The sequence below is a fragment of the Lentimicrobiaceae bacterium genome, from assembly GCA_023227965.1.
Lineage (GTDB): Bacteria > Bacteroidota > Bacteroidia > Bacteroidales > JALOCA01 > JALOCA01.
Genome location: JALOCA010000025.1, coordinates 1 through 13,422 on the forward strand (window position 1 = coordinate 1; position 13,422 = coordinate 13,422).

Consider the following 13,422-nt stretch of genomic DNA (forward strand, 5'->3'; position numbering starts at 1 on the left):
ACGTGTTGAATACATCCTTCCCGACAACGATGAACCCTTGGTTGCCGTGGAAACAGACAAAGAAGCCACCGATAATACGGTGATGATGTTTTACAAAAACCCGCAGAAAAAAGAAAAAACACTGGCTGATTACCGTGAAGTGATAATGCAGGACATATATAACAGTATGTTGAATGCCCGGCTTAACGAAATCCTTCAGCAACCCGATGCTCCTTTCGTATATGCCAGCACATCCTATGGAAGCTTTATCGCCCGTACACAAGATGCCTACACCTCGTATGCCATGATGAAAGAAAACCAAATTGAAAAAGGCATTGAAACACTGCTTATTGAAAATGAAAGAGTAAAGAAATTCGGATTCACCGAAACGGAATTTGAACGGCAGAAACAGGAATTGCTTGCCCGTTACGAAAAACAAGCCAAAGAATTTAACAAAACCGAGTCGGCAAATTATACTAACGATTATGTTAATAATTTTCTTTCCCAAACAGCAATTCCCGGTGCTGTTAACCAGTTTGACCTGCTGAAAAAATTACTCCCCGGCATTCAGTTGTCCGAAATCAACAGCCTTCCACGGCAATGGATTACCGATAAAAATTTAGCTATCGTTGTTACGGCTCCCGAAAAAGAAGGTGTAAAGGTTCCGACCCATGAAACGATACTTTCTATCATAAAAAACACAAAGAACAATAAGGAAATCACTCCTTATATTGACAAATTTAAGGAAGCACCACTGGTAAACGACAACCTGCAAACCTCACCGGTAAGTAAGAAAACAGAAAATTCCGAAAATGGAATCACAGAAATTAGCCTCAGCAATGGTATCAAAATTATACTGAAACCCACCGATTTTAAAAATGACGAAATCCTTATGAAGGCTTTCAGCCCCGGTGGCAATTCGCTGTATCCCGACAAGGACATCATGTCGGCAAATTCAGCAACTACAATTATAGAACAAAGTGGTGCCGGAAAATTTGATAATGTGGAACTTAAAAAGAAACTCAAAGGAAAAGTTGTTGAAATTACACCTTATATAGATGATATTAAAGAAGGATTTAACGGAAGCGCTTCTCCCAAGGACTTTGAAACACTTCTTCAACTTACTTATTTGTATTTCAATGCTCCGAGGGAGGACACCTCAGCTATGAAAACATACATCTCAAAAACAAAAAACCAGTTGAAGTTTATCAAATCGAATCCAATGTATGCTTTCTATGATACTCTTATCCGAACTACAACCCAAAATAATCCGCGTGTAATTGTTATTCCTACAGAAGAACAGCTTTCGCAAATTACCATGAATAAGGTTTCTCACATTTACCACGACAGGTTTGCAGACGCCAGCGATTTTACCTTCATTTTTGTAGGAAGTTTTAAAAGCGATACGCTGATACCCCTGCTAGAAAAATACCTGGGAAGCCTGCCTGTAATCAACCGTACCGAAACCTGGAAAAACGTAAGTCCAATATTCCCAGCCGGAGTAACCGATGTAAGCATTCGTAAAGGCACCGAACCCAAAAGTATGGTAGGAATTGTTTTTTCGGAAAAATTCGACTGGAATCAAAAAAACAGGATGAATCTCGTTATTATCAATGAAATATTGCAAATAAAACTCATTGAAGTCATACGAGAAGAGCTCAGTGGGGTGTATTCGCCGCAAACCATGCTTACATTTGATAAATACCCCGAATCTCAATTTTCACAGATGACAATGTTTGGTTGCTCGCCAAAAAATACCAAAAAACTTAGCAAGGCTGTATTAAAAATTTTTGCCAGAATGCAGAAAAAAGGACCCTCGGAAACTGACCTCAACAAATCGAAGGAAAAGCTTATACGGGCAAGGGAAACCGACGTTAAAACCAATTCTTTCTGGTTGAACAGAATCGAAACGAGTTATTTTAACGGTGACGAACTGCAACCTATTGAAAAATATAACGAAATGGTTAATTCCATCACCGTAGGCGATATTCAAAAAGCTACTCAACAGTTCTTCAAAAAGAACCATTACGTTAGAGCCGTTTTACTGCCTTTGGAAAAATAATTTATGCGCCGGATCTTTGCTTTAGGCGAAACGGTACTCGACATTCTTTTCCGCGACGATAAGCCTGTATCGGCTACTCCCGGCGGATCAATGCTCAATGTTGCCGTTTCGCTTGGCAGGCTCGGTTTACCCGTTTACCTCATAAGCGAACAGGCTGAGGACTCAACAGCTGCATTCATCAGTAGGTTTCTCCAAAATTCTTCTGTATCACAACAATTTATTCATAAAATAAAAGGGAAAACGCCTATTGCTCTTGCTTTTCTCGACTCACAAAATAATGCGGTTTATTCTTTCTATCACGACAATCTACCTTTAAAAGAGTCAACCCCGGCGTCTCTGCCTGATATTCAGCAAACCGATTTGTTACTTTTTGGCTCTTTTTATGCATTAAAACCCCAAAACAGGCATATTATCAACCATTGCACCGGAAATTCAAAAACCGGGAAACCGTTTGTAATTTACGATCCTAATTTCAGAACTGCACATTCCAATTCCTTGCAGGAAGTTTTTTCGGTTATTTGTCAAAATATTGCTTCCGCTGATATTGTAAGGGCATCAGACGAGGACCTATTTAATATTTTCCATGAAACCGATACCCTGAAATTGGCAGAAATTATTGCAGAATTAGGTTGTAAACAACTGATTATTACGAGAAACAAACAGGGTGTAGATATAATAAACCCTACCTTACAAAAGCATTACCCCGTTCCGGAAATAAAAACAATGAGTACCATCGGAGCAGGAGACGCCTTCAATGCGGGACTGGCTTATGCTTTATTTACATTAAACCCTCAATTTCATAAAATAATACCAGACGAAAAATTCTGGGATAAAGCTATAAATATTGCTATTAACTTATCTTCAGCAGTTTGCTGTTCGTACGAAAATTACATTCCATTCGGACACAAACTTTAATCCTATTTTCTTACTATTCTTGTATTTTTGTTGGACAAAACAGAAATTCCTGTACATTTGAATTTTCTGTTTCTGTTATGAAATTAAAATGGAAACGATACTTCGATTTTAATAAAACCGAGCGGAACGGCATCCTAATTCTCATGTTAATTATCCTGATATTATTATTCTCAGGATATTGGCTACCATTGTTCGCACCATCAGGTTCAGAACTTCTACCGCTAAGTAACGAAATTGCTCCTTTAGAAAAGCAAGCCGCTGATTCAACTTGGCAGATGCCTAGTTTCAAAAAATACAAAACCACATGGGTAAACCGGCGTGAATCACTAACCCGTGCACGTTTTGTCCCGTTTCCATTCGATCCGAATAATTTACCTATAGAACAATGGCGAAAAATGGGAATGCCAGAATGGAAAATTAAAATCATAAAAAATTACGAGGCTGCCGGAGGAAAGTTTTACACAAAAAAAGATTTTAGTAAAATATATTGCATTACCGATGATGAATTTCAGCTTCTTGCACCATATATTGCTATTTCCAAGAAACTTGCATCCAATTTTTTACCTGCTGTACACGAAACTTCCGTGCCGGTAATTGTTGATATCAATTCTGCCGATACTACCCAGCTTCAAGTCTTGAAAGGCATTGGAACAACATTCGCACGTAGAATCGTCAAATACAGAAACCTGTTGGGAGGTTTTGTAAAAGAAAATCAACTGTTGGAAGTGTATGGTATGGATACTATCCGGTATAATCTTTTCAAATCTCAGCTTACTATTGACCCTTCGCATATTCAGCGGATTAATATCAATACAGCCACTATCAAAGAATTAAATAAACATCCTTATATTGATTATTTTATCGCCCGTTCAATTGTTCAATACCGCGAAAAAAACGGAAAATATACCGATGTAAAAGAAATAATACAAGCAAAATTAATTTTCGGAAGCTTATACGACAAAATAGCGCCTTATTTAACTGTAAATTAATAAATAAATGAAATATTGCATTTTACTTTGTGGATTATTGTTTTGGGGGATTTTTCTGTCGGCAGGCACATCTGAACGGGAATATTCAGAAAAAGACCTAAAAAAAGCCTCTAACATAAACAAAGCATTAATTTACAACAAACTATCTGAAAAATATCGAGGTATTGACCGTGAAAAATCGCTTGATTTCGCTCAAAAAGCCCTACAATACGCTTCCCGTTTCGGACAATATTCACAGAAAGGAACTGCTTATAAAAACATAGGGGTGGTGTATTATTTTACAGGAAATATTCCCCTTGCCGAGAAATATTACGAAATTGCCGTAGAAGCATTTCAAAAAGAAGATGATTTGCAGGGTATTGCCAATTGCTATAATAATATAGGACTTCTTTACCAGGACAGAGCAAGTTATGATACTTCTCTCTTCTATTTTGAAAAAGCCCTGGTATTGTTTCAGAAAAATAATGATAAACAAAGCATTTCTAAAATATATCTCAATAAGGGGTTAGTATTCAACAGCAAGGGAGATTATAGCCGTGCATTACAATTTTTCAGACAGGCATATGCTCTGAGTGTTACGCTTAACGATTTAAGTAGCATGATGAATTCACTAATCAACATAGGTACCGTTTATGAAACCCAGGAAAAACTGGATGAAGCCCTTACCTATTACCATAAAGCATTGCATATATCCAATGCAACAGGTGACAAACATACCAAATCAACAATATTTAGCAATATAGGTTTCATTTATTATTCCAAAGACGATTATCCACATGCAATTGAAAATCTGTATGCAGCACTTGTAATAAAACAGGAACTTGTTGATAAATCGGGGATGATAACCTGCCTTAATATTTTGGGAAACATTTATACGGGAAATAAAAAATATGATAAGGCTAACGAGTTATTTTTCCAGTCGCTAAAACTGAGTGAGGATATTGGAGAAAAGCGTAGCATTGCCATTGCATTAACATGCATTGGCAGTAATCTTATTAAAATGGAATACTATGCAAAAGCCAACGAATATTTCCACCAAAGCCTTGAAATTGCCATTTCTATTGGTGCAAAACCTGAAATCAGGAACAATTACGAGTTAATGGTTATCAGTTATGCTGCCATGAAAGATTTTAATTCCTCCGAAAAATATATCCAGTTGTATAAAGCCTATACCGATTCGCTCACAGTAAATGAAAATGTATTAGTAAGCCAGAAAAGCGGAACCGAAGAAGCATATTCTGAAAACAGTAAATATCGGAATAATAAAGGCTACTGGTTTTTTAATCCTAAAATATACATAGGAGCTACCATTATTTTGCTTATCTTTACCATTGTTTTTCTGCTTTTGCGAAAAAGGATAAAAGAAAACAAAAAACAGGTTAATCAGAATTAAAACATAAATAAATTTCGATACCCCATGCATAGCTCTTCAATAGAGAATACCACAACAATGGAAACATTAAATTACTATGGAAAAAACATTTCAGAAACCATAGAAGGAAGGGAAGCTAAGCCCAACCCTACTCCCAGAGCAGAACGACTCAGGAGCCTTTATCTCGACACTAAATCGTCAGCATCGGTTGAATTTCCGTATTGGTACACTCGGCGCTGGGAAGAACTGGATGGCGAAATACCTGTAATCAGAAGGGCTGAAGCCCTTAAAAGTGCTTTCAGCCACCTTACTCCCGTTATCTATCCCGAAGAATTATTGGTGATGGGAAAAGCATCCTATCTGCGGGGCTCTTATCCTATGCCCTGGCTATCAGAAGCCTATTTTATGGCTACTGAAGACAGAATGTACAACGATGCCATGCAGGCAGGTAAAATCAGCGCGGATACGGTTACTACTATGGGCCAGGGTGGAGGAAATGTTACACAAAGTATGGGCAACGTTCTCTCCATTGCAGGCAAATTCGGACTAAGAAAAGAAGAAATGCCTGTACTGATGAATATTGCCCGCCGTTGGTATAATAAATCCGTGGACGACATCGGACATAAATATGAACAAATGGTACCTGCTTACAAGGAAAAAGAAGCCATCATGCGTTCGGTAATTTGCATGTTCGATTCGGGTTATACCTTGCCACAGGGTCGCGAAGTTATCAATTACTATTACCCGCTCCAGTATGGCATTGACGGTATTATCGCTTATTGCCACCAACGTGCCGCCGAAATTGCCGGAAAGTACGAAATGGACAGACTCTACTTTTATAAAGCTGCAGCCATTACCCTTGAAGGAATACAAAAATGGATACTTAATTACGCCGACGAAGCTCGCTTTCTTGCAGGTTTGGAAAAAGATAAAAAACAACAACTTGAATATGCCGAGATCGCTAATCGTCTGCAATGGATTGCTTCAAAACCACCCAGGAATTTTACCGACGCACTACAACTTATCTGGACATTTCATATTGCGGTACTTAATGAAGATGCCATTTCCGGACTTTCGCCCGGAAGATTAGGAAAGGTATTGTACCCGTTTTGGAAAACTGATTTCGATAAAGGGCTAATTTCTCGTGAAGAAACTCTCGAATGGCTCGAATGTATGCGTGTCAAATTCACCGAAATTGACTGTTTTGCATCCATGGGCGTAGTAGGAGGTGTGCTTTCGGGTAATACTTTCAACAACCTGTGCGTGGGAGGGCTCGATAAAGATGGAAAAGAGGCATCTAATGAGCTGGAAATGCTTATTTTGGAATCAGGAATGCGCTGTGATACCCCGCAGCCAACTCTTTCGATGTTATACGACGAAAAACTCCCCGAAGAATTCCTGTTGAAAGGAATTGAATGCACCAAGATCGGTACCGGCTACCCTGCCTGGGTAAATAATTCCACCGCAATTGATTTTTTACTGAACAACTACGGCGAGGAGGGAATGAAACCAGAAGAAGCCCGCGCATGGTCAATAGGCGGATGCCTCGAAACTTCTCCCGGAAGCTGGATGCCTCTTGACTTCGCAGGGAAAAAATGGTTAATCCCGGGAGGTTCTGCCCCAGCAACCAGCGTAGGCGTGCATTTTATTTCTCTGCCCAAAATTCTGGAAATAGTAATTTTTAATGGCACTGACCCCCGTACCGGACAACGTATTTACCCGGAGCACAACCGAAAATTAGATTCTTACGAAGAAATTTGGACTATTTTTCAGGATTATTTCCGTCGTACTGTTGAAGTTCTTACCTTGACCAACAATATTCAACATGATGCCTGGCGCAAAATTACTCCATCGTTAGTTAACTCGTTGCTAAAACCCGACTGCCTTTCTTCCGGAAGAGACATTGGAAATCAAGGTGCAAGATACAATCGTACCTTTAATGTGGAAATTACAGGAGGAGTGAACCTGGTAAATTCGTTGGCATCCATTAAAAAAAATGTTTTTGACGAAGGACATTTTAGCATCAGCACTTTGCGTGATGCCATAAAAGCAAATTTTGGATACAAATCGGCACTCGAAACCGGATATTATTCTCTCCTTGAACAGGTAAAAAATGAAAATTTTCAATCCTGGTTAAAAATCCACAAGCTATGCATTGATGCTCCAAAATACGGAAACGATAATCCTTATGTTGACGACATCTTTAAAAAATGGACGGAATGGTTCTGCACCATGTGTTCTGATTACAAGTCGCTTTACAACAAGCCATTGTATGCCTGTATGATTTCCGTTTCCACCCATGCTCCCATGGGAGCGGTAACCCTTGCCTCACCCGACGGCAGGCTTTGCGGAACAACTTTTGCTGATGGTTCGCTTTCGGCATATCCAGGCAGCGATAAAAAAGGACCGTACGCACTTTTTAGCTCTGCCACCTGCTACGATCACTCGTTAGCCCAAAACTCTCAGTTAAATATGAAGATTCACCCCTCTGCCGTGAAAGGGAGAGAGGGCAGCCGGAAATTCCTCGAACTCATCAGGTCGTACCTTCGCAAAGGAGCTTTCCATGTGCAGTTTAACATTGTGGATTCCCGTATGCTGAAAGCCGCCCAGTTGCATCCCGAACAATACAGAGGGTTAATGGTCAGAGTGGCAGGTTTTACCCAATATTGGGTTGAATTAGGCAAGCAAATCCAAGATGAGGTTATTGCCCGTACGGAGTACGAAGAACTTTCCTGACACATTTATTATCCAATTTTTTAAACCGTTATTTTACCATGGAAAATGCCCATAAAAATTGCAGATTTTACCTTCCCGTTGACGCTTTTAAGGGTTTCTGCAAACGCGATAAAAATCGTATCAATGCTGATGATTCCTGCTGTGAAAATTTTGAACGGGCAAAACAATGCCAGAGTTGCGCCTATTTTGACCATTTAGAAGAATTTTCAGGAAAATGTATGCAACGTTTCTTTGCCTATCCCGACATGAACGCCCTAACCTGCAGCGATTTTAAATGGCTGACACAAAAAAATTAGAAGGTACCATCTTCGACATACAGGGATTCTCGGTTCATGACGGTCCGGGATGCCGGACACTTATTTTTTTAAAAGGTTGCCCGCTTTCCTGCTCGTGGTGCTGCAACCCTGAGGGCATGAATCCTTTTCCCGAAGTTATGTTCAATGCATCCAATTGCATTTCTGATTTCAACTGTGTGAAAGCATGCAAATTGCAGGCAATAACATGGGAAAATACACATCCGCTTATCCAACGAAACATTTGCCATGATTGTATAATTTTCGATTGCACCACAGCCTGTTATACCGGAGCCTTGCAAAAAGCCGGGTACAAAATTTCACTCGATCAGATTTTACAACAAATCCGTCGCGACCGGAATTTCTGGGGCGACAAAGGAGGCATAACCCTGTCGGGAGGGGAACCCTTAGCCCGACCGGAATGGGCAGTAGCAATCTTACAATACTGTTACAATGCGATGATTCACACTGCGATAGAAACATGTGGCTGTATTCCGTTTACCCATTACGAAAAAGTCCTCCCCTACCTCGACTGGATTTTTTTCGACCTGAAGCATATGGATGATGCCCTTCACAGAGAAAAAACAGGGAAAAGCAACCGGCTAATTCTAAAAAATGCCCTTAGGCTTGCAACACAGTTTACCGGAAGATTGATTTTTAGAATGCCTGTAATAAAGGGATTTAACGACAATAAAGTCCATATTTTGCAATTAGCAACTTTTATCAGAAAAACCGGAAAAAACGAAATCAATATTTTACCCTTACACCATTTAGGAAGGGAAAAATACGCTATGCTCGGAAAAGAGTATCGGGCAAGCCAAATGGAAATACCCACACAGGAGGAAATGGAAAATATCCAGGCTTGGTTCACGGCTGAAGGAATCCGTTGTTATATAGGCAGTAACACACCTTTTTGATTACACGGTTTTAGCAATCCGGTTTTTAATTTTATCCCAGCTTGGTGTAATCAGGAACGACTCTTCCATGTAGTCTATCATTGCCTGAAACTTCGAAAAAGGAAGGGCAAAAGTCAGTATGTTAGCCTGTACATACGGACGAGCCGAGGCATCAAACATCCCGATAACTGCCCGGGGACGTTCTTTACCAATTTCAAGATAGGGATAAAGAACAATGGTTGCACAACCGGCACCAAAAGGGCTGAAAGTGCTGTTAGGTTCGCTCTGATCGAAATTAGCAAGGGTAAATAGTCCCGAAAGCACATCGGGTGTTGCAAAAAATATTACAACTTCCGGATTGTCAAGCTCGCACAGCTTATCCCAGCGCTTAAACAGAATTTTTTGCCCTTGTTTTTTCAATACAGGCATGTTTTCCATTAATTTCTGCACAAGTTCGGGGGTGCGGATATAACGTTCTCCCGCTAACTCGCCGGGGATGCCGCAGGAAAGAAAATAATTAAAATTTTCGCTGATATAAGTTGAAAAACCCAGGTAGCGTTTTCCCCCAAAGCAGCCAATACTCTCAGTATTAAAACATAAAGATTCTCCTTTTCTCACTTTTGCCAAATCACCAATCAGGCAACGATGACCTTTGGTTTTTGATACCTCTATAGCCGAACCATCATTTTCCCCATAATAAAAAACTATCGGAAGTTCGGTTCCCCCGAAGTATTTTTTCCAAAGCTGCAAAAATTTTTCTTTGCGTTGTAAATCCATAATATCGGGTTAAAAAAAACAAGGCAACCCTCAGGGGCAACCTTGTCAAAAAATTATTGTATTAGTTTACTATTGATTAAGCATTACCGGCATCACCAGCATCAGAATATTTTCATCCGAATTTTCTTTTTCAACAGGGAGCAGTATGCCTGCACGATTGGGTTGCGACATCTCTATGCGAATTTCTTCCGATTCCACATTGTTTATCATTTCAATCATAAAACGGGAGTTAAATCCTATTTCCATGTCTTCGCCTTCATAATTACAGGTAAGCCGTTCTTTGGCTTCGTTGGAGTAATCAACGTCTTCGGCGGAAATCATCAGTTCTTTACCACTCATTTTCAGGCGAATTTGGTGCGTTGACTGGTTAGCAAAAATGGCTACTCTTTTAATAGAACTCAGGAAAGGTAAACGTTCGATAGTGAGGATATTGGGATTTAAAGTGGGGATAACAGCCTCATAATTAGGGAAACGTCCATCAATAAGGCGACAGATGAGGTTAAAATTGTTCCAGGTAAAAGAAGCGTTGGTAGTATTGTAATTTACTTTCACATCCGTTTCTTCGTGCATGAGTTGGTTTTTCAACTGGTTCAGCGGCTTTTTGGGAAGAATAAAGCTGGAGGAGATTTCAGATTTCACATCCGTACGTTTGTACCTTACCAGTTTATGGGCATCGGTAGCCACAAAAGTGATATCTTCCGGGGTAATTTCGCAGAAAACACCGGTCATAACCGGGCGCAATTCATCAGTTCCGGCTGCAAAAACCGTTTTTACAATGGCAGAAGCCAATAAGCGCGAGGGCAGGTTTACCGATGAAATGGCATCCATTTCAGGTACTTTGGGATAATCTTCGCCATTGTGTCCGCTGAGTTTGTATTTCCCTTCTCCGGCTGAAATTTCCACACCCTGTGTTTCTTCTGATATAGTAAAAGTTAAGGGAATTTCAGAAAAAGTTTTCAGGATATCTAACAAAATTTTGGCGGGTATAGCTATACAACCGGTTTCTCCTGCCATGGTAAGCTCCAGGCTTACACTCATAGTGGTTTCCAGATCGGAAGCAGTTATTTTTAAGGTTTCATCCTCCATCTCAAACAAAAAATCATCTAAAATGGGTAAAGTATTGTTCGAGTTAATGACCCCGGCAACTGCCTGAAGATTTCTCAACAATAAAGTGCTTGAAACAACAAATTTCATATTTCGTTATTTTTTAAGGAGTTTAAAGTAATTATTCTTTTGTGTAAAAATAAAAAAAATATAATTCCTGCGAATTGCTGTTAATAAATATTTATAAAATTCTATTCCTGCCTGTGTTTTTCAACCGTTTAATTTTTCTTTTTCTTGAAATCAAAGCGATTTTCCTCGCCTCTGAGCAAACGACGGACGTTTTTATGGTGAGTAATGGGAACAAAAACAGCAATTAGTAATGAAAAAAGCATCAAAGCTTTGTTGTCCTGCCCGAAGACAGCAATATCGAAAACAGGAAAAAAAAGGGCTGCTGTGATAGATGCGAGGGAAACATACCTCCATATTACAAAAACTACTACAAATATTACCAGAGCCACGATAAAAGCTTCCGGGAACAAAGCAATAATGATTCCTACCAGAACAGCAACGCCTTTACCACCTTTAAAACCCACATAGATAGGAAATACATGCCCGATTACTGCCAGCACTCCCAACAAAATTTTATAATAGATAAGTGAACCCTCTCCGAACATATTTTCGGGATATAACATTGCCCCTAAATATACTGCCAGCCAGCCTTTGCAAATATCGAAAAGTAACACGGGAATACCCGCTTTTAGTCCCAATACCCTGATAGTATTAGTAGCTCCGGCATTTCCGCTACCCTGTTTGCGAACATCAACCCCGTAAAACCACCTGCCCACCCATACTGCAGTGGGTATTGCCCCAACAAGGTAAGCAAAAAGTAAACCTGAAATCATTGCAAGGTATAGTCCCATATCTTTGCTGAAAATATTTATAATACTACTTTATCTTTTCCCAAAAATTTTGTCTTTTCTGTGCTGCAAAGCTAAACAGAATTTGATAATCTGATTTCCGCGAGAAAAGCCGGAAGCTGTACATAGAAATTTGGACATTGCAGACGGTATTTTTAAATGTTAACCTCGTACACTAAAGAAGTTGTCCCTATAATTTTTTCGTTGTCGTCAAACAATGGGGAATTAAACCAAGTACAAATCAAAGGTTCGCCATTTTTCTTCACATTTTCAAGCCGCAAGTATTTATCGGTGTAGGGTCCGAGAAATGATTGTTTTATTTTTTCAAGGTTTTCAGGGCTATAATTGCTAAAAATACGGTAGAAGGTGTTTTTGGTGATGGCTTCAGTCTTTGAATATCCGAAAATCCGTTCTGCAGAAAGATTCCAGTCGAGAATTTCAAGGTGAGAATCCCATTCGATATAACCCATAGAGGAATGACGAATATGGAGTGCAAGCTTGCGTTCGGAAGTTCTAAGAGCTTTTTCGATAAGTCTTTGTTCAGTAATATCGCGATCAATTCCCCTGTAACCCATCAGGTTACCTGTTTCATCGAAAAAAGGAAGCCCGGAGGTTGCGATATACACAATTTTCCCGTTTTTATGAATATTGGTATTGAGATAATTATGAAAAGAAACCTTCGATTTAACCAGATTTTCAAAGTATTGCTTTACATTTTCCCTTTTTGAGGGGGCTATAAAATGAAACGGAGTTTTCCCTATTATTTCATCAGCAGTATAACCCAACAGATCGAATACCCTTGAATTGGAGTAGGTATATCTTCCCTTAGTATCTACCTCCCAAATCCAATCGTTCACATTTTCAAGTATAGAATGAAATTTTTCCTTTAAAGCCATCAATTCTTGTGTCCTTTTTTCAACCCGTTTTTCTAACTGCGTTTTATGATAAAGTAACTCTTTTTCATCGTTTTTTCTCTGGGTGATGTCTTCCACTATGCCTTCATAATAAAGTGTTTTTCCCTTTTCATCTTTTACTACACGGGCAAACTCGCTTACTATTATTACACTACTGTCCTTTTTAAGCCATTCATTTTCCCAGTCCTTTACTTCACCGTGTTTTTCAATAGATTCAAGAAATTTTTCCCGGTTTTCGCTGTTGCTATAACCTTCCCTCCCAACATTAATTTTCAGAAGCTCATTTTTGGATTTGTAGCCCAACATACGAACAAGCGCAGGGTTAGCATAAAGTATTTTCCCTCCTTTTGTGGTTTGGTAAACCCCAATAGATAACTTTTCATAAAGATCAGCTCTCAGTTGGTGTAAAGATAATCCTGGTAATTTTCCCGTATCCATTCCTGTAATTTTTCCCAGACAAAAGTATAAAAAATAAAAGAAATTCGGGATATCATTAATAAAGCATTAAAAAACAGCTATTTGCTTTAT

At 39.3% G+C, this 13,422-nt stretch carries 11 protein-coding genes; 7 read left to right on the forward strand and 4 right to left on the reverse strand.

The features are described 5' to 3' along the window. The 7 genes from M0R21_09165 to M0R21_09195 all read left to right on the forward strand — a co-directional run. Positions 1 to 2,041: insulinase family protein (locus tag M0R21_09165; GenBank protein ID MCK9617987.1), on the forward strand; the 2,041-nt coding region annotated here is incomplete at its 5' end. A 3-nt stretch (positions 2,042 to 2,044) separates the two neighbouring features. Beyond that, positions 2,045 to 2,956 carry a PfkB family carbohydrate kinase gene (locus M0R21_09170; protein ID MCK9617988.1) on the forward strand — a complete coding sequence of 304 codons (912 nt, stop codon included), beginning with the start codon at positions 2,045 to 2,047 and terminating at the stop codon, positions 2,954 to 2,956. Positions 2,957 to 3,099: 143 nt separating this feature from the next. Next, positions 3,100 to 3,945, forward strand: coding sequence for a helix-hairpin-helix domain-containing protein (locus M0R21_09175; protein ID MCK9617989.1), 846 nt, complete (start codon positions 3,100 to 3,102; stop codon positions 3,943 to 3,945). Positions 3,946 to 3,952: 7 nt separating this feature from the next. Next, positions 3,953 to 5,338 carry a tetratricopeptide repeat protein gene (locus M0R21_09180; protein ID MCK9617990.1) on the forward strand — a complete coding sequence of 462 codons (1,386 nt, stop codon included), beginning with the start codon at positions 3,953 to 3,955 and terminating at the stop codon, positions 5,336 to 5,338. A gap of 57 nt (positions 5,339 to 5,395) precedes the next feature. Next, entirely contained in the window at positions 5,396 to 8,053 is a 2,658-nt protein-coding gene (gene hpdB, locus M0R21_09185) for a 4-hydroxyphenylacetate decarboxylase large subunit (protein ID MCK9617991.1), read from the forward strand. 38 nt (positions 8,054 to 8,091) lie between these two features. Further along, positions 8,092 to 8,349: a 4-hydroxyphenylacetate decarboxylase small subunit gene (gene hpdC / locus M0R21_09190; protein ID MCK9617992.1), complete on the forward strand. Its 258-nt coding sequence runs from the start codon at positions 8,092 to 8,094 to the stop codon at positions 8,347 to 8,349. Next, positions 8,328 to 9,263, forward strand: coding sequence for a glycyl-radical enzyme activating protein (locus M0R21_09195; protein ID MCK9617993.1), 936 nt, complete (start codon positions 8,328 to 8,330; stop codon positions 9,261 to 9,263). The genes hpdC and M0R21_09195 overlap by 22 nt, the downstream gene beginning before the upstream one ends. Here the strand turns inward: M0R21_09195 and M0R21_09200 are convergent, their stop codons facing one another. The 4 genes from M0R21_09200 to M0R21_09215 all read right to left on the reverse strand — a co-directional run bounded on the left by M0R21_09200 (position 9,264) and on the right by M0R21_09215 (position 13,332). Further along, entirely contained in the window at positions 9,264 to 10,019 is a 756-nt protein-coding gene (locus M0R21_09200) for a DUF169 domain-containing protein (GenBank protein MCK9617994.1), read from the reverse strand. 69 nt (positions 10,020 to 10,088) lie between these two features. Then, positions 10,089 to 11,213, reverse strand: coding sequence for a DNA polymerase III subunit beta (gene dnaN, locus M0R21_09205; protein ID MCK9617995.1), 1,125 nt, complete (start codon positions 11,211 to 11,213; stop codon positions 10,089 to 10,091). A gap of 128 nt (positions 11,214 to 11,341) precedes the next feature. After that, positions 11,342 to 11,983: a glycerol-3-phosphate 1-O-acyltransferase PlsY gene (plsY, locus tag M0R21_09210; GenBank protein MCK9617996.1), complete on the reverse strand. Its 642-nt coding sequence runs from the start codon at positions 11,981 to 11,983 to the stop codon at positions 11,342 to 11,344. 152 nt (positions 11,984 to 12,135) lie between these two features. Further along, entirely contained in the window at positions 12,136 to 13,332 is a 1,197-nt protein-coding gene (locus M0R21_09215; GenBank protein ID MCK9617997.1) for a PAS domain-containing protein, read from the reverse strand. Between the last annotated feature and the right edge of the window lie 90 nt (positions 13,333 to 13,422).

Bases quoted from the DNA above. Each gene is read 5' to 3' on its own strand.
- M0R21_09170 (MCK9617988.1), top strand. From the start codon at position 2,045: ATGCGCCGGATCTTTGCTTTAGGCGAAACGGTACTCGACATTCTTTTC.
- M0R21_09175 (MCK9617989.1), top strand. From the start codon at position 3,100: ATGTTAATTATCCTGATATTATTATTCTCAGGATATTGGCTACCATTG.
- M0R21_09180 (MCK9617990.1), top strand. From the start codon at position 3,953: ATGAAATATTGCATTTTACTTTGTGGATTATTGTTTTGGGGGATTTTT.
- hpdB (MCK9617991.1), top strand. From the start codon at position 5,396: ATGGAAACATTAAATTACTATGGAAAAAACATTTCAGAAACCATAGAA.
- hpdC (MCK9617992.1), top strand. From the start codon at position 8,092: ATGGAAAATGCCCATAAAAATTGCAGATTTTACCTTCCCGTTGACGCT.
- M0R21_09195 (MCK9617993.1), top strand. From the start codon at position 8,328: ATGGCTGACACAAAAAAATTAGAAGGTACCATCTTCGACATACAGGGA.
- M0R21_09200 (MCK9617994.1), bottom strand. From the start codon at position 10,019: ATGGATTTACAACGCAAAGAAAAATTTTTGCAGCTTTGGAAAAAATAC.
- dnaN (MCK9617995.1), bottom strand. From the start codon at position 11,213: ATGAAATTTGTTGTTTCAAGCACTTTATTGTTGAGAAATCTTCAGGCA.
- plsY (MCK9617996.1), bottom strand. From the start codon at position 11,983: ATGGGACTATACCTTGCAATGATTTCAGGTTTACTTTTTGCTTACCTT.
- M0R21_09215 (MCK9617997.1), bottom strand. From the start codon at position 13,332: ATGGATACGGGAAAATTACCAGGATTATCTTTACACCAACTGAGAGCT.